Origin of the sequence: Dolichospermum lemmermannii CS-548 (genome assembly GCF_028330815.1) — a bacterium.
In the GTDB taxonomy this organism is placed as follows: Bacteria; Cyanobacteriota; Cyanobacteriia; order Cyanobacteriales; family Nostocaceae; genus Dolichospermum; species Dolichospermum lemmermannii.
Genome location: NZ_JAQMTJ010000315.1, coordinates 1 through 19165, shown reverse-complemented (window position 1 = coordinate 19165; position 19165 = coordinate 1). Strand labels below are relative to the sequence as shown.

Below are 19165 nucleotides of genomic sequence, written 5' to 3'. Positions count from 1 at the left end.
TGTCCTATTCTAGATCATGATCATCGTCTCTGTACTTAGCCGCTAAGTTCAATTGTCAAAGCTAGTTGATAGAGATAGCGACGAGATAAACCCGTGTCCTTTGCTATCTCACGACTAGCTTGAGAACGAGAAATACCCTGTTTAATCATTGATAATAGTTCGTTTTTTAATTCGGTTTCTGTGAGTTGAGGTTTACTAGGTGGATTTCCAGCTACTAAAAGAGTATATTCTCCTTGGGGTTCTTTGTCTTGGTAATGGGTAATCCCCTCGGCAATTGTTCCTCGCCAAAATTCCTCGTATAATTTAGTTAGCTCCCGTGCTATAACTAGAGAGCGATCGCTGCCTAAAACTGTCCCCAAATCGGCTAAAGTATCCCGCAATCGATGAGGTGATTCATAAAAAACCAAAGTTCGGGATTCACCTTGCAAAGATTCCAAATATTTCTGGCGTTGTTGACTTTTAGCCGGTAAAAAACCATCAAAAATAAACCTATCTGTGGGTAATCCCGCCGCACTCAAAGCCGTAATTACAGCACTTGCACCGGGGATAGGCACAACAGTGATACCATTATCAATACAAGCCTTAATTAACTCATATCCTGGGTCAGAAATTCCCGGCATTCCCGCATCACTTACCAAAGCGATCGCTTTTCCATATTGTAAATGCTCTAATAATTCAGGAATGCGACTATGACTATTATGTTCATGGTAACTAACTTGGGGAGTTTTCACCTGAAAATGCTGTAGTAATCTGCCTGTGTGGCGTGTGTCTTCTGCCGCAATCATATCCACTGCTTGCAAAATTCTCACCGCTCTAAAAGTCATATCTTCTAGATTACCAATGGGTGTAGCGACAATATAAAGTGTTCCTGGTTTTGGTTCAGTTTGCATATTAATTTTGAACACGGATTCAACGGATTAAAGGATTTCACAGATTAGATGATTTTTGAGATGATTTAATCTGTGAAATCTGTAATTTGCAGGAAAGAAGTTATCAGCTAGTAGTCTGTCAAATTTATTTTGACGGGTTTTTGGTAGTGCGGGCATACTTCGACCCTTCGACAGGCTCAGGGCATCGCAAGCTCAGTACAAGTCTTGCCCGCGTGAGCGAGACGCTCACACTACAGTCCATCATTTTTATCTTGACAAACTACTAGTTGTTAATAAACTTCTCAAACACCTCACCAAAATCTTTCCGCACATAAGTTTCATGAGCATATTTTAACCAATTAAAAGCATACTGATTAATTGATTTAAATTGCTCTTCTGAAGTTGATGTAGTTGTTGAACGACTAACTGTACTAGCTGCTGTATTTAAACTAGTTTGAGCATATTGATGATAAAGAGCATTTTCTCGTTGAATTGAGGCAATTTTCAGTAAAGCCTTGTACAAGTCTTTCAAAGGATGAATATAAATTTTAGCAACATCAATAGAATAGGATATATCCCCCATTATTAACTTGATTTCGATATCCATATCTATTGTTCCTGCGGTTTCTAGCTTCACATCCTTAATAATATGATGACTATAACTAAAACGTTTGAGTAGACGTTTTTTACTAACCGCAGAATTTCCATCTAGATGAATTAACGCTAGGTTAGTAAAACAATATTCATCAGTTTTCGACTTAATTAAAAAATAGATCTTTTCCCCTTCTTCATGAATCACATAATCATCACTATCAACTTTATGAAAATCTTCTGGTTTGATCACAGCACCAATATCACTCAAACCTAGTGCATCCATCGCCATATTTTTGAACATGATCTTTTACTCTCTAAGCAAATTAATTTTACTATGATTTTATTGATTATACGTCAGTGCTATTTGATTTACGAATTTACTTAACAGTATTTTACTAAGTAAGTCAACACAATAAAACCAAACTGTGTAAAGAAATGTAAAATCGCTGAAAACTTCTTCACCCTTGCCTCTTGCATGAGTGCCTTTTGCCTTGCTATAACGACAATTTTTAACGCCAACCTACTTAATCTCTGTTAAGATATAAGAACAAATTTGAAAAAATGAAGACAATCCAGGTTAAAATTTCCAATTCTCAAAAGTTACACTTTTTTTGATTCCTTGCATAAAAATTATCATCATAGGTAAGTAAATGAGCAAAAATAATTAAACATTTTGAAAATACCTAAACCGATGAATTATGTAAGGGTACCACCCCTACATTAAATTCATAAACTTTCCTATAATTTACTTAATACTTTGAGCAAGTTACCAATTAGCAATGAGCAAATCTGGCTTATTTGTGGGTTTAATTACCTTAGATTTAATTTATCTCGCGGACTCTTCCCCCCAAAATAATCAAAAACTTGTTGCCACTGACTATACTGTAGCAGCAGGAGGACCAGCAACAAATGCCGCCGTCACCTTGAGTCATTTAGGCAACCAAGCTACAGTTTTAGGTGTATTGGGTTCCCACGATATTACACAGCTAATTCGTAGCGATTTAGAGAATTACCAAGTCGCAATTATTGACTTAGACTCCCATCGCCATACACCACCACCCGTTTCTTCAATTATTGTTACGCAAGCTACAGGAGAAAGAGCGGTAATTTCTATTAATGCCATCAAAACTCAGGCAAATATTACCTCTATCCCCGCAAATATTTTACAAAATATTGATATTGTCTTAATTGACGGACATCAAATAGAAGTTAGCAAAATCATTGCCCAAATGGCTAAAAAACAAAATATTCCCGTTGTCATTGATGGTGGTAGCTGGAAACGAGGATTTGCAGAAATATTACCTTTTGTAAACTATGCTATTTGTTCTGCTAATTTCTATCCCCCTAACTGCAAAAATCAGCAAGATGTTTTTGCCTATTTGCAAAATTTTAACATTCCTCACATTGCCATTACTCAAGGGGAAAATCCCATTCAATACTTAAATTGTAGTCAATTTGGTGTGGTAAATGTGCCAAAAATCCAGCCCGTTGATACACTAGGAGCAGGAGATATTTTTCACGGTGCTTTCTGTCACTATATCCTGGAAACAAATTTTATAGAAGCATTAGCACTAGCTGGTAATACTGCTACGGAAGCGTGTAAATATTTCGGTACGCGCCCTTGGCTAAATTCAAATATTTGATGTTCATTTTTCCTATTCCACCCAAATTTATCCTCAAATGAAAGACTTATCCGAAATATTAACAATTGCGCGGTCAGTTGGTTGGGGTGCAGCCAGTCTCCTCAGTTCTTATTATCATGGTACTATCGCTGCACCAAATTTAGATATTCAATATAAAGACAATGAACCCGTTACAGTTGCAGATTTGGCTGTTAGTGAATATATCTTGTCACAGCTACAAGCCGCTTTCGGGAATGAAGACTTTGGATATATCAGCGAAGAAACTCATAAATCAGAACAGGGAAAAAATCCCGCTGAGTGGGTATGGATAATTGATCCATTAGATGGGACAAGAGACTTTATCAACAAAACTGGAGAATATGCCATTCATATTGCCTTAGTGCAAGGAACACAGACAATGTTAGCCGTCGTGGCAGTTCCAGAGACACAAAAGTTGTATTATGCCACCAGAGGCAGTGGGACTTTTATCGAAACCACAACTGGTTCTGTGCCTGTGCGACTTAACTCCCATAAAAATATCCAAGATCTAATTTTGGTTGTTAGTCGCTCACACCGCAACGATAGGTTAGAATATCTCTTACAGCACTTGCCCTGTCAAAATCAAAAAGCGATTGGTAGCGTCGGTTGCAAAATTGCAGCAATAGTTGAACAGCAAGCAGATGTTTATATTTCCCTTGCCGGTAAATCCGCACCGAAAGACTGGGATATGGCTGCTCCTGAACTTATATTAACGGAAGCAGGTGGCAAGTTTACCCATTTTGACTGCACGCCATTAAAATACAACACCGGCGACATTCATCAATGGGGGGAATTACTGGCGAGTAATGCTCAAAATCATGAGGAACTATGTCAAGAAGCACAAAGCATTCTCACACGGTTTGCTTCAAACTAAAATAGTATTGATCGGGGCAAATTCCCTAACAATGCTCAAAGTTTTGTGGGGAAATTTTGCTCGTCATGGGTTAATATTCTCATATAGTGTTATAATGGGCGAGGTGAGGATTATTTTCGGTTGAGATCGCAATCGCTATTAAGTCCAGTAAAAAAAATTAAAATCTAGAGTATCCAGCAGATACAGTCCTAGACTAAACGCCGCTGGAATATTTTACTTTGACTTTAGTTCTCAAATATTAATTTAAACTACGGAGGAACAGGAATGACACAAGTGGTCTTAGGTGAAAATGAAGGAATTGAATCAGCACTGCGAAGATTTAAGCGGGAAGTTTCCAAAGCGGGAATTTTCCAAGATATGCGGAAAAAGCGTCACTTTGAGACACCTTTAGAAAAAGAAAAGCGCAAAGCTATAGCTAGACACAAACAACGTCGTCAACAACGTTCTCGCTTCAAACGATAAGTTTTTAGTCTTGTCTGCTGCAACTGGAAATCCCGACGGATTTCCTGTTAATTGAAACAAATTACAAGTAGTTACTAATGATATCAAGTACAATTTATGCAGTGGTTAGGGGCGAGTTTATCCTGCCCCTAAGTTGTTTTTAGATTAAATTAACTGCTAGATTTCAGCTACTGCTCGTTCAATTAAACGTCTTGCTAAAGTCTGAGTTCCTGTGTGTTCATAGTAATTTGTAGACACATCTATAAATGCTGCCAGATAGTCCAGCTTGTCATCAGCAATTTGCGTAAAAGATTGCAAATTACTAATTACTTTGTGAGGGGTTAAATTATGGCTTGTTACCAGCCCACTCATCCAACCGCTAACTGATTGAAAACTTTCCCCAATAAAGTTGAGTTTACCAGCATCGTTATTGCCAGGAATAGTATTTTTGATGGTTTGGAAAGTCGAGTTTTGGTTTAGATCTTGGGGACTCATTTGACTAATTCCAGATAAGGCCTTGTGAATAAAGTCGGGTCCGAGGGGAATTAAACCATCAACACAAACTAATGCCACCATGCGGATAAGTGACTCACCACCATACTCACCTAAAGCACCGACAAAATCGCCAATGCTGTCCCCAGGAATACCGTTAATTTGACAAAAAGCGACTACTTCAGCTACTAATTTCAGGGTTAAGTCAATGGTTTGAGCTTTGTCTGGTTTGGGAGTCAGAGAGTTTAAAAAACCGAGCAGGGGAATTGATTCCCCAATTTTGTTGGCTAAAGCTGCTGCACCCAAAGCTTTATCTGCACCATCAACAGTTTGATACAGCCAGAGGGCGGTTTGATATCCTTGGGATTTATCATTAAATAGATAAATTGCTCTTTCACCAATTTGTTGAATTAACTCTTCGTCAGTCTCCCCGGTAACAGTTTTAATGGTATTCACAAAACCAACTGTATTTTGCCATTCTCCAGGAGCAACAAAATCCAAAGCTTTCAACATGGAAACAGTCAAGTTACTGGTTGGTAATTCGTCAACTAACTCGAAAATTGATTTACTCACAAAAGTCTCCTTGTGTATGTTTTGTATTAACGTCGGTTGTTATACTCAAAACGGCTTGATTGTTTGATTCCAAACGTAGGGGTTTAGCAGTGCTAAACCCCTACACATCTGGGTTCTTTGTCATTTAGCAAAAGTTTAAATCTCACCCGTGTTTAGTATAGTTAGGGAAGCGATTAAACTATTTCAACTTTGCTAAACCATCGAGATTAAATTTTTCTATCCAGGCTGCGCGATCGCTCGCAGTAAATGATGGACTTTTAGAAATTACCTTGACTTGGTACTTATCCACCAAAACCGAAGTTTGAGTGTTACCAACTTTTACCGCAGGATAACCGCCTATTTTTTCAGTGCTGTTAGCAAATTTAGCTGCTGCTCCTGGTATGCTGCTAGTATCAGAAATAGCGAGTTGAGCAACTACTTTGCCACCTTTTTTCAAGTTTGCTTCAGAAAAGCCTTTTTTCTCTTGGGTATAGACACGATCATAGCCATCTTCGCTACTGGGGAAGAATTTATTTAATTTACTACCCTGAGTTGCACTTTTAACTACTGCCTGTCCACTTCTTTGCTTGGTACTTTCTTGTTGTACTTGATCAAAACGACTAGGTGCTTTTGTCGAGCAGGCTGTAGTTAGTAGTACGATTGATAGCAATACAGCAGCTAAAACTCTCCGCCCATGATTTTTCACCATTTTTGGCTTCTCCTTAATACTTGAGCTTGTGAGGCAATTATCAACTATTTTGCCATTTACAAACTAGAAATTTACTTTTAAATAATACTACGCAAGACGTTGAGCTATCACCGCATACAAAGGATCTCCGCCTGGTACCCCCAACCACTGTAAAAAACCTGGTGCTGCTGACTTTGAGCAAATCACTTCTGGGGTGGTGAATCCAGGAACTGAGGCAAAATAGCCCTTGACCAATTTTACTCTAAAAGCTTCCGAACCGTCTCGCCAGACTTGAATTGCCTTTTGAAAAAACATCCGGTTAGAAAAACTAATAATTGCTATCCCACCGGGTTTAAGAATGCGGTGTATTTCCGAAAATATAGCCTCTGGGTATTGGATATATTGCACAGAAACACAGTTAATAACAGCATCAAAGTCTTGATCTGGAAAAGGTAACTGGAGATTTGTGTTGATATTTTGGACAAAGTAATGATTTAACTGGGGATTCCGGGCTAATTCTTCAGCATTTAGTCCATGTCCTGCTACATGAGCAAAATCTATATCTGTGGGTAGATGCGATACCCAGCTACTCATCAAATCAAGAATACGAGTATTTGATTGCAGTCGCTGACGATATAAATCAGTTAATTGTTGAATAAAACCCTCATCTACATGAGTGACAAAGCGAGGGTAACTATAGAATAACAGATCATCCGATTCATCTAATTTAATGCGTTGACTTGGTTGCAGGAGCATAAACGTCTTTTTTCCCCGATTGGAAAATTTTGAATAGTATTCTAATTGATAAGTTATTTTTGATAACTTAACTTATTCTACATGAGTAAATACTATATTTACTATTCATAAATGTTTTTCAAATCACCCCTAATTATTTTGATTATCCAATTAATTCGGCTATTTTGGCAATTACCATATCCCAAGTTGTTAATTTGGCTACTTCCTTTGTTGTTATTTACTTCTGGGGAAACCAGTCTCATGGCTCATGATGAAACCCTTTATGCGTTAAGAGCCAGACAAATGTTTGAAACTGGTGACTGGGTATCTCCTTGGGGTAATCCTCATCATAAAACCCCTGGTTTTTATTGGGTAATTGCTATTTTTTATCAGCTATTTGGTGTTAGTGATACAACTGCGCGAATACCGACAATGATTGCGGGAATTTTGAGCATATTTGTTATTTATAAAGTTGGGAAAATTTTACTATCTCAAGAATTAGCATTTTTGGGAATTATGATTTTAAATGTAGCATTTTTGTGGTTACAATATTGTCGGTTAGCCACACCAGATGTCCCAACTATCTTATTAGTATTTATGGGAATTTTCTCCCTATTAAAATCTGACATAGATCCTCGAAAACGATATTTTTATGGTTTTATAACTGGGTTAAGTTTTGGCTTAGGCTTTTTAATGAGAAGCTTAATGATTTTTTTACCAATGATAGCATTATTACCTTATTTAATTATAGATCATCGCCGTCATCGTCATTTAACTAACCCCATGTTGTATTTAGGGTTTTTAGTGGGTTTAATTCCTAGCTTAATTTGGCTTTATTTTAGTTGGTTGCGTTATGGTAGCGATAGTATTGGGGCTTTATTGGGATTTGTCATAGAACTAGGTAGTCATGAACAACATAAAAATGGCATTTTCTTTTATGTGTGGAATCTAGCTTTAAAATCTTTTCCTTGGTTATTTTTTAGTTTATTAGGTTTAGTATTAGTCATGCGGCGTTCAATTTCTAAATATCCATTAATATTAATTGGGTTTCCTGTTGTCTTATTTACTGAATTGAGTATATTTTCTACTCGTTTCTCTCATTATAGTCTTGGCCTTTATCCATTTATTGCTTTTCTAGCTGCGGTGGGTTTAGATTGGTTAGGAAAACTTTACCAAAAAGGATTTGATGATCAATATTCATCTCGTCAGATAGTTTATTTACCCAGAAATATTAGTTATGCTTGGGGAATATTAGGCGTTATTTTAGTTTTAGCTGGAACAGGTATTTTAATTTGGGGTGAAGTAGATATTCACAAATATGCAATTCTAGGAATATATTCTGGTTTTGGCAGCTTAATTGTACCATTAATCTGGATAGGTAATTTTCACTATCACCACAAGTTTTTGACTTCTCGTTATTGGCTAAGTGGATTATTAATTAGTTGTTGGTTATCTCTAGCTACAGCGGGTAATTTAGGTTTATTAGGTGATTTTAACCCGAATTTTAGAGTATTTTATCAACAAGAATCAATTAATAAAATTTTGCATAATCATCCTATTAACTTTGTCAAAGGAACAGGATTTAATGATAAAGAATCTCTGTTAATTTACTTTTATACACCCCAGTATGGTAAAAGTGTAGATTCAATTTCTCAGTTACCTATTTTTAGTTATGCTTGGATTTATCAACCAAGTTTTGTTAAGTTACCAATACCTTATCGGATTATTGGTAGGTTTAAAGATTATCAATTAATTCAGATTTTATCTGCGAATAATTCTGATAAGTGAAAATATAGAATACAGCACTTCCCGGTGTTATTAGGTACATATCTAGCGGGCAAGATGCCCGCACTACAAGAGTTTCATGATTCAACTTTGTACCTCATAAGAGCGGAAACCGCTGTAAATCTGATTAAATGAGGTCTATGTTAGAATATAGGAATATTCTCAACTATTGTAATTTGTACCATGAAAAAATTAATTCTCACAACTTCTTTATTTCTTAGCTGCATATCTCTGGTAAGTTGTGGTAACGCACCCAAGGATATGTTTAAAGAAGATTCGAGTAATACTGTCACACAAAGTCAAAGGGAAAGTTCTTCAGTAGCACCAAGGGAACAAGAAGATAAACAAGAATCTTCTCCAGAATCAGAAACTCAAGAAGATGAAAATAATAAAGAAGAGGAGAAAACCCCTGTTCGTAAAAACCTGGATAAAAATACTAAAAGAGATGGAAGTAAAAAACCAAAATTAGGAATAGTAAAGGAGTTAGTTAATGGTGATTTAATGTGCTACGTTACCTTAGTAGATAAAAAAGGCATTGAACACAATGTTGGTGCGAGTTTTGATATTTGTGCTGACGAGAAGAAGTTTGTCAATAAAAAAGTCCGTGCTGTTTATGAAATACAATCAGTTAGTGATTGTGAAAGTGCAGAACCTTGCGGTAAAACTCGCAAAGAATCCATCATTACAAAAATGCAAGTTGTCAGTAAAGGTTCAGAGAGAATATCCTCAAGCGATAATTCAAAAAGTGGTAATTCACAAACTTTAAGCAATGGTGAATGGACAATTACTTTGAGTAATACTGATTCTTGGAATGGGGTTAATGGTACAGGAAATGTGAATTATCAAGGATGTGATACTAATGGTAAATGTCTCAAGTTAAGAGGTGGTAAAGTTTCCTGTCGAGATGGTAAATGTGTTACAGGTTGGAAAAATGGGGATTATGTCTACATTTTAGAACAACCGATAACTGAAGATGGTAATTCTACTTCTACTTTAAGAGTGAGAAAAGATAATACTGAAATTTTGAAGGCTACAGACTTGAAATTGCTGAATTGAGGGATAAAATTCAAAAATTCCATCTCTCAAACTCTGACTCTCTGAGCCTCTGCGTCTGGAGCGTGTTAGCGAAGCGGGGCGAAGCCCAATAAAATCATACTTTCACTCAGCAAATCTGGGCAACCACGGGGGGTTTGTCCCTACTCTGGTGTGAAATTTTGATCTAGAAAATTAAGAGCATGATTGCGAAGTTCAAAATATTCTGTAGAGTTCCGCATGGCCACTCTATCTCTAGGATGTTCAAAAGGAACTGTTAAAATTTCTCCTATTTTTGCAGATGGTCCATTAGTCATCAAAATAATTCTGTCAGACATATAAATTGCTTCGTCAACATCATGGGTAATCATCATAACAGCTTGCCGATTATGTTCCCAAATATCTAATACCTGACGTTGTAATTTACCACGAGTTAAGGCATCTAAAGCCCCAAAAGGTTCATCCATTAATAACATTTTGGGACGAATTGCTAAAGCCCTGGCAATACCCACTCTTTGTTTCATTCCTCCAGAAATTTCATCAGGATATTTGTCTGCGGCTGCGGTTAAGTTTACCATTGCTAAATGTTCATTGACAATGCTAATTTTTTCAGCCCGATTGGCATTTTTCAAAACTTCATCTACTGCTAAACGGATATTTTCACGGACTGTTAACCAAGGTAATAATGAATAATTTTGAAATACCATCATTCTATCTGCCCCTGGTTTCCGAATCTCTTTACCATCTAAGCGAATTGAACCAGATGTAGCTTTTTCAAAACCACCAATTATTTTTAATAATGTGGATTTACCACAACCAGAATGACCAATAACAGAAATATATTCATCTTCACCAATGGTCAAATTAACATTATCTAAAACTGTGAATGTTCCTTTATCCTGGGTTGGATAAGATTTAACTAAATTTTCTACTTCCAAAAATCCGTTACGGGGTAAAATTTCTGGAGAAGTATAATCTTTTGAAACTGTATATTCCATGATTAATTACCATTGTTAGCATTAACTATTTTTAAGACATGAAAAACTGAGAAGGAGCGTTAGCACGGATGTCAAAACTATTGAGATATCCTACAGGATCACTAGGATCAAATCCTTTTTTATCTATAAATGCTTCAGGAGGTTCAACTTTATAATCATCCTGGGGACATTCAATTCCCATTTCTGCGGCTATGTCTCGATATAAATCGGTTCTCCAACCTTTTGCAGCTACTTCTTTGGCGTTTTTAGGAATTTCTTTGATTTGTCCCCACCGGGCTGCTTGAGTCATTAACCAAAGACTGCGAGAACGCCATAAAAATGTGGAATGTTCTCCTATTTCATGGGGAATACTATTAGGAAGATCATAAAAAATTGTGGTATCATCTGCTTTGATAGTTCTGTCTTTGCCATCAAAACCACCATAATTATAATTACCAATAATTCCCGGTCCAGTAAACTTAGTAATAGGGACACCCGGCTTTTTGGGTTTTGCCCCAGTGAAAGAACGTTGTGTGAGTAATTCGGCTATTTCTTGGCGATTTTCGGGTTTTCCACAATATTGACAAGCTTCGATCATTGCTTTCACCAAAGAACGGTAAGTTTTGGGATAATTGACAATAAAAGATTCCATTACTCCCAGGAGTCTATCTGGGTGTCCTTGCCAAATTTCCTTACCTTGGGCAAAGGTAAAACCGATACCTTCATTACCTGTAATTGCTCTAGTGTTCCAAGGTTCAGCAACCATGTAAGCTTCCATTGCCCCAATTCTCATGTTTGTCACCATTTGCGGTGGAGAAACAATGATTACCCGAAATTCCTTTAAAGGATCAACACCCGCAGCCGCAGAAAGATAGCGAGCAAAGTATTCATAAATGGCAGAACTGAGGACTACAGCCCAAACTTTCTTTTCCGGGGGTTGTTTGTCAAAATAGCCGCGAAAGTCCCGCCCAAAGGCTTCCAAAGCCCCATCACCGTATTTTTGCTGATATTCAAACCAAGGACGGATGCCATAGTCCCACATATCCTTACTCATGGTCATAGCGTTACCATGACGGTGAATGGTCATTGCTGCACACAAGGGAGCATGACGCGCCCCTTCAGCCCCTATTCTAGCGTTGGTAACAGCACCAGAAACGACGGGGGAAGCGTCGAGACGACCAAAAATTAAGCCGTCGCGGGAAGTAGCCCAACTGGCTTCGCGGTTGAGTGTGACATTTAAACCATATTTGCGGAAAAATCCTTTTTTCCAAGCGATCGCAAATGGCGCACAATCATTAACAGGAACATAACCGACAGTAATGTCCGATTTTTCTAAATCTTGGGATTTAACTACAGGTGTCACCGCTAAAGCTTCTTCTGTTAATCCCTTAGCAGACCTATCTCCAGAAACATTACAGGATGATAATATCATTCCCGCAGTTGTCGCCCCTATTCCCGTAATAAAATCTCTGCGAGTTAAATGATTTTCAGTCATAATTTATCATTTGGGATTTTATGAAAGTACAAATTCATCTGCGTTTATCCGCGTTCATCATCTTCTATCAGCGTTTAAATCATTAATTTCCAGGACGGTGAGTAACTAACTCTTGAAGTTTTCCCACACCATAATCTAAAATCAACCCAGTTAAGCCAATTACAAACACGGCTAAAAATACAGAACTCAGATTTAAACGACTCCATTCGTCCCAAACAAAAAATCCTATTCCTACCCCACCAGTGAGCATTTCTACAGCCACAATTACCAGCCAAGCTATCCCCAAACTAATTCGCAAACCTGTAAAAATATAGGGCAAACTAGCAGGTAAAATAATTTTGGTAATCTGTCCCCAGCGGTTCATTCCCAAGACTTGTGCTACATCTAAATAATCTTTAGGAACATTAGAAACTCCCAACGCTGTATTAATAATAGTTGGCCACAGCGACGTAATGAAAATCACAAAAATAGCGGAAGGATCTGCTAAATTGAACAGAGATAAAGAAATGGGCAACCAAGCCAGTGGTGATACTGGTTTAAAAATCTGAATAATGGGATTAAAAGCCAGCATTGCCGGTCTGGACATTCCGATCAAAAATCCCAAGGGAATGGCGACTAATGCACCCAAACCGAATCCTAATATTACCCGCCGTAAACTTGCTAATAATAACCAACCAATTCCTAAATCACCGGGACCTCTTTGATAAAATGGATGTAAGATATAGTCCCAATTAGCAATTAAAGCTTCTGGTGGTGTGGGCATTAATTCATGATTAGCTAATGCTACTATCCACCACAATAAAATAATTCCTAAACAGCCTAATGCTGGGAATAAAAAAGTATCTTGAAAAATTACAAGTTTGGCTTTTCTCCAAACAGTTTGTCCCGCAACTGCAAAAATGGCAGCTATATTTAGTTGCAATATCATTTATTTCACCTCAGCAGAGTTAAGCTTGGGTACGCAAATATTAACTAGTACCAACCTTGGACACTGATAAGATCAGAAAATAATTAAAATTCTGTCTCTTCAGTCTCCTCTCAATGCCTACGAAGTTAGCTGACGGGCTAGGGTTGAGAGATACCCTTTTTTGCTCAATTTTAGATTTGATTTGATTTTTAAAGCTCAAATTCCTAAATTAATCAAGACAAAAATACGCCCCACAATTCGGTTCCTCCGTTCCAGCACTATTAACTGAAATATACTGGATTAAGCTGACTTACTCAATTATGAATAACGACAGAATATTAACATTTATATTCAGTAATAACATCAGTAGTTGTCATGAATATTAGTTTCCAGCGATTATAAATCGCTACTACACAAACAAAGTCCACCTGCGTGGACTTATTAAAAATCAAGACCTTTGAACCCACGTAGCTGGGTCTTGTCTATGTAGCTGCGACTTCTAGTCGCCAAATCAAGCAGAAAATCAACAATTATCAATCTAATAAACCTGATTTTTCCATTTCGCTAACGCATCTTCAGCAGCAGCTTTTTCGGCTTCTTTTTTATTCTTTCCTTTACCTTCTCCCTTTTCTTTACCTTCTACTAATACTTTAGCTCTAAATTCTGGCGCGTGAGATGGTCCCCCTATTTGTTCCGTTACATACTTAGGGGGATTTGTGATACCTTTAGCTTGTACCAATTCTTGAAACCGATTTTTGGAATCTACATTAGAACGGATTTCTACAATGTGTTTTGAGGCATCATTAAATAATATTTTAACAATCTCACGGAGTGGTTCAACATTACGATTATTATCTAAATAGTAAGCGCCAATTACAGCCTCAAATGTACTACTTAGTAAGTTAGGATTTTGAAAACCGCCATCTCTAATTGTTCCTTTTCCTAATCTCATTCTAAAGTCTAAACCTACTTCTATAGCAAATTTTGCCAGTTGTTTTTCTTCTACTAATGCGGAACGAAGACGAGTTAATTCATCTTCTCCTTTTTCAGCAAACTTTTCATAGAGATATTCACCGCTTAAAAAATTGAGAATAGCATCACCGAGAAATTCTAAGCGCTCGTTATGTTCCCCTTCTCCGGGGTTTTCGTTAACATAGGAACGATGGGTAAGTGCTTGACGCAAAAGTTTTTCGTTATTGAATGTGAGAAGTTTGTGCATTTTGATATTTTATCTTTTAGGGAATTATTGAAAAAACAAAAAACCGCAAGGTGCGGTTATCATAAACCAGTTATATTAATAAACTGGAATTATCAAGACAAATTCAGGCAGATATTTTATCTAATTATTCTAAAAATAAATCCTGATTTTGTCTGATGATTCTACCTTCCTTGACAACCATATCAACAAATTGTGTAAAGGTTTTGATTTTTTTGCCATTAGGTGTGGAAATAGAAGGAACACCTTGATATTTAGGCAAAAGTTGACGCATCAATTTACTAAGATAGCTGTAGTTTGTAGGTTTACCTTGAGTGACTGCTTTCTTAATAGCTTTTTTCAAACATTCTACAGCTTCATTATAACTAATCTGAGCATGGATATTAGTTATTTGAGGTTGATTTCTTTTCTGAACTAATTTAGGTAAATTGTCTATTAAATAGAAATTCTCATCTCCAACCAGGTTGATTAATCTTTGACTTGCACTACCTTTTTGAGCAAAAACAATTACTTTTTTTCCCATAGCTTTGAGAATTGTAATTAATCCAGCAAAATCCCAATCTCCTGAAACAAGAATAATCGTTTTTAGCAAAGGATTAACAGCAACTGTTCTGCAACATTCTTTATTAAGTTGCTTATCTGCACTATTTTTTGAATTATCAGGAATATCTACACAATTAAAACCAAGTAATTCAAATTTATTTTTAGCATCAACTTGACTTTTGTGCAGGGAATTATAGTAAAAATTCTTCCATTTTATAATTCCCTGCATTTTCGCAAAATCAAGCAATAAATCAGCATTTTTTGTGATTAAACCGACATTCTGAAAGTCACAAAAAATGGCAACAGAGTCTTGTTTTTGAACTGTTTCGGTGTTCAAAGGTAGATGACGCATAGTAAAATATCCAGGGTTTTAAGTTAACTGGACAGCTTCAACAAATCACACATTTATAGCAATATAACTAGACGAAGGAAAAAACTAAAAAATTAGCTTTCCCTCATTTAGTTGCTCTATGTTAACCAATTTCAGTGTTAAATCAGTTTCAGTCTCAGCAGCAAAATTCCTCCCTGGGAAAACCTCCGTTATGCCTTAGACTCAATATTTATCCACACAGCTTATTTCATTCGTACTAATTGAGTAATTAGCGACGCAACAAAACATCGGGATAAATATTGAAACTAAGCCACAACGCAAGATTTGCCATAAAGGAATCCTGCTTCTGAGACAACCACCGATGCTTTAGCCATAGAGTTCTAAGCTGTTGTACCATTTGTTTGGTTGTCCTGTTTAATTATTTACACATCTCATCTGAGGTGTCAATACTTAATTTAGATGTACTATATATAACGCACAAATACTTATGTGGGCTATTACGAGAATTTCAGTTAGGTGAGACGGAAAATATTATTATAATCATAGATAGAAATGACTTAATTGTAAGCTAATGTCTGCTAAAGATATTTTTCATGATGCTGTTAGGAAAGGATTAGAAAAAGAGAGTTGGGTAATCACGGATGATCCTTTGAGAATTCGCTCAGGTAGGGTTGATATGCAAATTGATTTGGGTGCAGAAAGAATCATAGCTGCTGAGAAAGGAGAAGAAAAGATCGCGGTTGAGATTAAAAGCTTTGTTAGTTCCTCAAATATTTCTGAATTTCATACAGCCTTGGGTCAATTTCTTAACTATCGTCTTGCTTTGAAAAAACAACAGCCTGATCGTTTTTTATATTTAGCAGTTCCGCAGGGGGTTTATGAAACCTTTTTTAACTTGCCATTTATAGAAGAAGTTATTGACCATTTTCAATTAAGTTTACTAATTTATGATCCAAATAATGAGGTGATTTCACTATGGAAAAAATAGAACAATATCGTGGGTATATCCAAAATTTATTAATTGAATACGCCCAGGGAAGTCCATCGGATGAAGAAGTAGAAACACAACTCATTTTTGATCAAGAAAGAGATCATTATCAGGTTGTTTATACGGGTTGGAAAAATCGCCACCCGATGTATGGTTGTGTTTTACATCTTGATATCAAAAACGGCAAAATTTGGATACAACATAATGGAACTGAAATTGGGATTGCCGATGAATTAGTTAAATTGGGCGTACCAAAAGAAGATATTGTCTTAGCTTTTCATGAGCCTTTGATGAGACAATATACAGGCTTTGCAGTTGGTTAATTTTAGATATCCGACTTCTCAAAGAAGTCGGGAATCTAACTACTTATTCCAAGCAGGATGACACAACAGAGAAGACATCACCCGCACACCACGCAATTGATTAGAGAGGGGTAGATGACCTCTAGGAGCGCTTAAATCCCAGGTGAAGCCGTGGGGGTATCTTGTCCAGTTATTACCATTCTTCCAGTCAATTTTTGGCCACAAGTTGACCCAATTTTTACTTAAACCTAACCAAATTTCGCGCTGGACAGAAAAGCCAAATTTACCTTCTGAGTGAACTACCCAGAGTTGATTAATGGTGCGTAAGTCTTGAATTGGTAAACTTTCTACTTCTGTAAAGTATAGCCATTTTCTTTTTACCGCTTGGGGACCTGCTGCTTCACACATCTTTTGAATTGTCAAGAGGTCCGCGGCTTGAAAATCTTGATCTGCAAGTAGCTTTTGCAAAGAATTGTAACTGATCCCACAGTCCGATTTTAGAGGTACAATTCCTTCAGGAAAGTTAGTTTGTAGAAATCCTTGACTTGTCGGTGCATCAGTATTGTAGATGACTTGGTAGACTTTGCCATCAATCCAAGTTGCTGGGGTATCACGACGTTTCAGCAAAAATTCCTTCAACACATCTAACCCATCATTACCCAAGTCAGCTAACTGCGGGATGATTTGTTGTTGGACTTTTTCGGACCCAGCGATTAACTTTTGGCGGAGGGAGTCGAGATCATTTGTAGTGCCTGATACAATCATTGGGTCTGTCATGCCGTTACTCGTGTTAGCGTGAGCGTGAATAAACTATCTACTGCTATCGGTTATTCTACAAAATGAAAGCCGAATAGCGAAAAGTAGTTTACTCCGAATCTTGGGTAAAGTTGGCAAGCCCTTGAGTATATATTTGAAAAAATCACTCACGGTGGCTTTAGCGAAATCCTAGCCCACAATACTTTATCAGGTAAGGAGTTACAGAATCCAGGAGTTACAGAAATTATGACTCCTGACTCCATACCCGGTGAATTTCTTCTATTTGGAATTTGTGAATTATGTACGAAAAGATTACTCCTCCCACCACCGGCGCAAAAATTACCTTCAAAAATGGTGAACCGGTTGTTCCTGAAAATCCCATTATTCCCTTTATTCGCGGTGACGGTACGGGTATAGATATTTGGCCGGCGACGGAAAAAGTGCTTGATGCTGCGATCGCTAAAGCATACAATGGTCAAAGAAAAATTAGCTGGTTTAGGGTTTATGCTGGTGATGAAGCCTGTGATTTGTACGGCACATATCAGTATTTGCCCCAGGATACATTGACGGCTATTAAAGAATATGGCATAGCAATTAAAGGACCTCTAACTACTCCCGTTGGTGGTGGAATTCGGTCTTTAAATGTGGCATTACGCCAAATCTTTGACCTTTATACTTGCGTGCGTCCTTGTCGTTATTACGCTGGGACACCTTCTCCCCACAAAACTCCTGAAAAACTGGATGTGATTGTTTATCGGGAAAATACGGAAGATATTTATTTGGGGATTGAGTGGAAGCAAGGTAGTGAAATCGGCGATCGCCTGATAAAATTCTTAAATGAAGAATTGATACCCGCTACCCCAGAACACGGTAAAAAGCAAATTCCCCTCGACGCTGGTATCGGTATCAAACCCATCAGCAAAACCGGTTCTCAGCGGCTTGTGCGTCGTGCCATCAAACACGCCTTATTATTGCCCAAAAATAAGCAACAAGTCACCTTGGTGCATAAAGGCAATATCATGAAATACACAGAAGGCGCTTTCCGCGATTGGGGTTATGAATTAGCCACTACGGAATTCCGTCAAGAAACTGTGACCGAACGGGAATCTTGGATATTAGGAAATAAAGAGAAAAATCCCAATATTTCCGCAGAACAAAACGCCCATGAAATTGATCCTGGTTTTGATTCCTTGACACCAGAGAAAAAAGCGCAAATTGTCAAAGAAGTAGAAACAGTTCTAAATACAATTTGGGAAAGTCACGGAAACGGCAAATGGAAAGAAAAAATCATGGTCAATGATCGCATTGCTGATAGTATCTTTCAACAAATTCAAACTCGTCCAGATGAGTATTCTATCCTGGCGACAATGAACCTGAACGGTGATTATTTATCTGATGCTGCTGCTGCTATCGTCGGTGGTTTAGGCATGGGTCCAGGGGCAAATATTGGCGACTCCTGCGCGATTTTTGAAGCTACCCATGGGACAGCCCCAAAACACGCTGGGTTAGATAGAATTAACCCCGGTTCTGTAATTCTTTCCGGTGTAATGATGCTGGAATTTATGGGTTGGCAAGAAGCCGCAGATTTAATTAAAAAAGGATTAGGTGATGCCATAGCCAATGGTCAAGTCACTTATGACTTAGCGCGGTTAATGGAACCACCTGTACAACCATTAAAATGTTCTGAATTTGCTGACGCAATCATCAAACATTTCGGTTAATTTCCGTTATCGTGAAATTAAGATTCCCGACTTCTTGAAGAAGTCGGGGATTTGAGTAGCTTTTGCTTAGAGGATGTTTGAAAAGTGGTATTCCGTAATTTTCATCACATTGCTACCCCCCTTAGTCCCCCCTTGTAAAGGGGGGAAACAATAAAAATCCAGTTCCCTCCCCTTTACAAGGGGAGGGTTAGGGTGGGGTAAAAAAT

At 37.5% G+C, this 19165-nt stretch carries 19 protein-coding genes and 1 riboswitch; of the genes, 8 read left to right on the top strand and 11 right to left on the bottom strand.

Annotated elements, in window-relative coordinates:
- Window positions 1–35: 35 nt before the first annotated feature.
- Together rsmI and PN450_RS22635 are read right to left on the bottom strand one after the other, a co-directional pair.
- Window positions 36–890: a 16S rRNA (cytidine(1402)-2'-O)-methyltransferase gene (rsmI, locus tag PN450_RS22640; protein WP_148763352.1), complete on the bottom strand. Its 855-nt coding sequence runs from the start codon at window positions 888–890 to the stop codon at window positions 36–38.
- Between the two features lie 262 nt (window positions 891–1152).
- Complete coding sequence (locus PN450_RS22635) at window positions 1153–1764, bottom strand: PH domain-containing protein (protein ID WP_148763350.1); 612 nt, start codon at window positions 1762–1764, stop codon at window positions 1153–1155.
- Window positions 1765–2242: 478 nt separating this feature from the next.
- Between PN450_RS22635 and PN450_RS22630 the strand changes: the two genes are divergently transcribed.
- The 3 genes from PN450_RS22630 to rpsU all read left to right on the top strand — a co-directional run bounded on the left by PN450_RS22630 (window position 2243) and on the right by rpsU (window position 4460).
- Window positions 2243–3106: a sugar kinase gene (locus tag PN450_RS22630; RefSeq protein ID WP_148763347.1), complete on the top strand. Its 864-nt coding sequence runs from the start codon at window positions 2243–2245 to the stop codon at window positions 3104–3106.
- A gap of 37 nt (window positions 3107–3143) precedes the next feature.
- Entirely contained in the window at window positions 3144–3998 is an 855-nt protein-coding gene (locus PN450_RS22625; RefSeq protein ID WP_148763345.1) for a 3'(2'),5'-bisphosphate nucleotidase CysQ family protein, read from the top strand.
- 264 nt (window positions 3999–4262) lie between these two features.
- The gene (rpsU, locus tag PN450_RS22620) at window positions 4263–4460 is read left to right on the top strand and encodes a 30S ribosomal protein S21 (RefSeq protein ID WP_015078697.1); all 198 of its coding nucleotides are present in this window, start codon (window positions 4263–4265) and stop codon (window positions 4458–4460) included.
- 156 nt (window positions 4461–4616) lie between these two features.
- Here the strand turns inward: rpsU and PN450_RS22615 are convergent, their stop codons facing one another.
- The 3 genes from PN450_RS22615 to PN450_RS22605 form a co-directional block, all read right to left on the bottom strand.
- Window positions 4617–5504 carry a hypothetical protein gene (locus PN450_RS22615; RefSeq protein ID WP_168633759.1) on the bottom strand — a complete coding sequence of 296 codons (888 nt, stop codon included), beginning with the start codon at window positions 5502–5504 and terminating at the stop codon, window positions 4617–4619.
- A gap of 178 nt (window positions 5505–5682) precedes the next feature.
- Window positions 5683–6192 carry a hypothetical protein gene (locus PN450_RS22610; RefSeq protein ID WP_015078699.1) on the bottom strand — a complete coding sequence of 170 codons (510 nt, stop codon included), beginning with the start codon at window positions 6190–6192 and terminating at the stop codon, window positions 5683–5685.
- A gap of 87 nt (window positions 6193–6279) precedes the next feature.
- A complete protein-coding gene (locus PN450_RS22605; RefSeq protein ID WP_148763339.1) occupies window positions 6280–6927 on the bottom strand; it encodes a class I SAM-dependent methyltransferase in 648 nt (215 codons plus the stop codon).
- Between the two features lie 111 nt (window positions 6928–7038).
- Here PN450_RS22605 and PN450_RS22600 point away from each other — a divergent pair, with 111 nt between their 5' ends.
- The gene (locus PN450_RS22600; RefSeq protein ID WP_271837623.1) at window positions 7039–8694 is read left to right on the top strand and encodes an ArnT family glycosyltransferase; all 1656 of its coding nucleotides are present in this window, start codon (window positions 7039–7041) and stop codon (window positions 8692–8694) included.
- Between the two features lie 180 nt (window positions 8695–8874).
- Window positions 8875–9747 (top strand): hypothetical protein, encoded by an 873-nt coding sequence (locus tag PN450_RS22595; RefSeq protein ID WP_271837622.1) that lies wholly within the window; start codon window positions 8875–8877, stop codon window positions 9745–9747.
- Window positions 9748–9887: 140 nt separating this feature from the next.
- On the opposite strand, the gene PN450_RS22590 is transcribed toward PN450_RS22595, so the two are convergent.
- From PN450_RS22590 to PN450_RS22570, 5 genes are all read right to left on the bottom strand, one after another.
- Window positions 9888–10721 carry an ABC transporter ATP-binding protein gene (locus PN450_RS22590; protein ID WP_271837621.1) on the bottom strand — a complete coding sequence of 278 codons (834 nt, stop codon included), beginning with the start codon at window positions 10719–10721 and terminating at the stop codon, window positions 9888–9890.
- 31 nt (window positions 10722–10752) lie between these two features.
- Window positions 10753–12195 carry an ABC transporter substrate-binding protein gene (locus PN450_RS22585; RefSeq protein ID WP_168651397.1) on the bottom strand — a complete coding sequence of 481 codons (1443 nt, stop codon included), beginning with the start codon at window positions 12193–12195 and terminating at the stop codon, window positions 10753–10755.
- 82 nt (window positions 12196–12277) lie between these two features.
- Window positions 12278–13123 carry a nitrate ABC transporter permease gene (gene ntrB / locus PN450_RS22580; RefSeq protein ID WP_148763329.1) on the bottom strand — a complete coding sequence of 282 codons (846 nt, stop codon included), beginning with the start codon at window positions 13121–13123 and terminating at the stop codon, window positions 12278–12280.
- A gap of 99 nt (window positions 13124–13222) precedes the next feature.
- Window positions 13223–13419, bottom strand: a riboswitch (cyclic di-AMP (ydaO/yuaA leader).
- A gap of 221 nt (window positions 13420–13640) precedes the next feature.
- Window positions 13641–14321, bottom strand: a complete 681-nt coding sequence (gene rnc / locus PN450_RS22575; RefSeq protein WP_168695115.1) for a ribonuclease III — start codon at window positions 14319–14321, stop codon at window positions 13641–13643.
- A gap of 124 nt (window positions 14322–14445) precedes the next feature.
- A complete protein-coding gene (locus tag PN450_RS22570; RefSeq protein ID WP_271837620.1) occupies window positions 14446–15213 on the bottom strand; it encodes an NYN domain-containing protein in 768 nt (255 codons plus the stop codon).
- Between the two features lie 550 nt (window positions 15214–15763).
- Between PN450_RS22570 and PN450_RS22565 the strand changes: the two genes are divergently transcribed.
- Both PN450_RS22565 and PN450_RS22560 read left to right on the top strand, forming a co-directional pair.
- On the top strand, window positions 15764–16180 hold the full coding sequence (locus PN450_RS22565; RefSeq protein WP_039200758.1) for a XisH family protein: 417 nt from the start codon (window positions 15764–15766) through the stop codon (window positions 16178–16180).
- Window positions 16168–16503, top strand: a complete 336-nt coding sequence (locus PN450_RS22560; RefSeq protein WP_271837619.1) for a XisI protein — start codon at window positions 16168–16170, stop codon at window positions 16501–16503. The genes PN450_RS22565 and PN450_RS22560 overlap by 13 nt, the downstream gene beginning before the upstream one ends.
- A 39-nt stretch (window positions 16504–16542) precedes the next feature.
- Here PN450_RS22560 and PN450_RS22555 read toward each other — a convergent pair whose 3' ends face one another.
- Window positions 16543–17259 carry a GUN4 domain-containing protein gene (locus PN450_RS22555; protein WP_271837618.1) on the bottom strand — a complete coding sequence of 239 codons (717 nt, stop codon included), beginning with the start codon at window positions 17257–17259 and terminating at the stop codon, window positions 16543–16545.
- A 278-nt stretch (window positions 17260–17537) separates the two neighbouring features.
- Between PN450_RS22555 and PN450_RS22550 the strand changes: the two genes are divergently transcribed.
- Window positions 17538–18959, top strand: a complete 1422-nt coding sequence (locus tag PN450_RS22550) for an NADP-dependent isocitrate dehydrogenase (RefSeq protein WP_168695117.1) — start codon at window positions 17538–17540, stop codon at window positions 18957–18959.
- The last annotated feature ends 206 nt before the right edge of the window (window positions 18960–19165 follow it).

Bases quoted from the DNA above. Each gene is read 5' to 3' on its own strand.
- PN450_RS22585 (WP_168651397.1), bottom strand. From the start codon at position 12,195: ATGACTGAAAATCATTTAACTCGCAGAGATTTTATTACGGGAATAGGG.
- PN450_RS22635 (WP_148763350.1), bottom strand. From the start codon at position 1,764: ATGTTCAAAAATATGGCGATGGATGCACTAGGTTTGAGTGATATTGGT.
- PN450_RS22565 (WP_039200758.1), top strand. From the start codon at position 15,764: ATGTCTGCTAAAGATATTTTTCATGATGCTGTTAGGAAAGGATTAGAA.
- PN450_RS22550 (WP_168695117.1), top strand. From the start codon at position 17,538: ATGTACGAAAAGATTACTCCTCCCACCACCGGCGCAAAAATTACCTTC.
- rnc (WP_168695115.1), bottom strand. From the start codon at position 14,321: ATGCACAAACTTCTCACATTCAATAACGAAAAACTTTTGCGTCAAGCA.
- PN450_RS22605 (WP_148763339.1), bottom strand. From the start codon at position 6,927: ATGCTCCTGCAACCAAGTCAACGCATTAAATTAGATGAATCGGATGAT.
- rpsU (WP_015078697.1), top strand. From the start codon at position 4,263: ATGACACAAGTGGTCTTAGGTGAAAATGAAGGAATTGAATCAGCACTG.
- PN450_RS22560 (WP_271837619.1), top strand. From the start codon at position 16,168: ATGGAAAAAATAGAACAATATCGTGGGTATATCCAAAATTTATTAATT.
- PN450_RS22625 (WP_148763345.1), top strand. From the start codon at position 3,144: ATGAAAGACTTATCCGAAATATTAACAATTGCGCGGTCAGTTGGTTGG.
- PN450_RS22610 (WP_015078699.1), bottom strand. From the start codon at position 6,192: ATGGTGAAAAATCATGGGCGGAGAGTTTTAGCTGCTGTATTGCTATCA.
- rsmI (WP_148763352.1), bottom strand. From the start codon at position 890: ATGCAAACTGAACCAAAACCAGGAACACTTTATATTGTCGCTACACCC.
- PN450_RS22570 (WP_271837620.1), bottom strand. From the start codon at position 15,213: ATGCGTCATCTACCTTTGAACACCGAAACAGTTCAAAAACAAGACTCT.
- PN450_RS22555 (WP_271837618.1), bottom strand. From the start codon at position 17,259: ATGACAGACCCAATGATTGTATCAGGCACTACAAATGATCTCGACTCC.
- PN450_RS22595 (WP_271837622.1), top strand. From the start codon at position 8,875: ATGAAAAAATTAATTCTCACAACTTCTTTATTTCTTAGCTGCATATCT.
- ntrB (WP_148763329.1), bottom strand. From the start codon at position 13,123: ATGATATTGCAACTAAATATAGCTGCCATTTTTGCAGTTGCGGGACAA.
- PN450_RS22600 (WP_271837623.1), top strand. From the start codon at position 7,039: ATGTTTTTCAAATCACCCCTAATTATTTTGATTATCCAATTAATTCGG.
- PN450_RS22590 (WP_271837621.1), bottom strand. From the start codon at position 10,721: ATGGAATATACAGTTTCAAAAGATTATACTTCTCCAGAAATTTTACCC.
- PN450_RS22630 (WP_148763347.1), top strand. From the start codon at position 2,243: ATGAGCAAATCTGGCTTATTTGTGGGTTTAATTACCTTAGATTTAATT.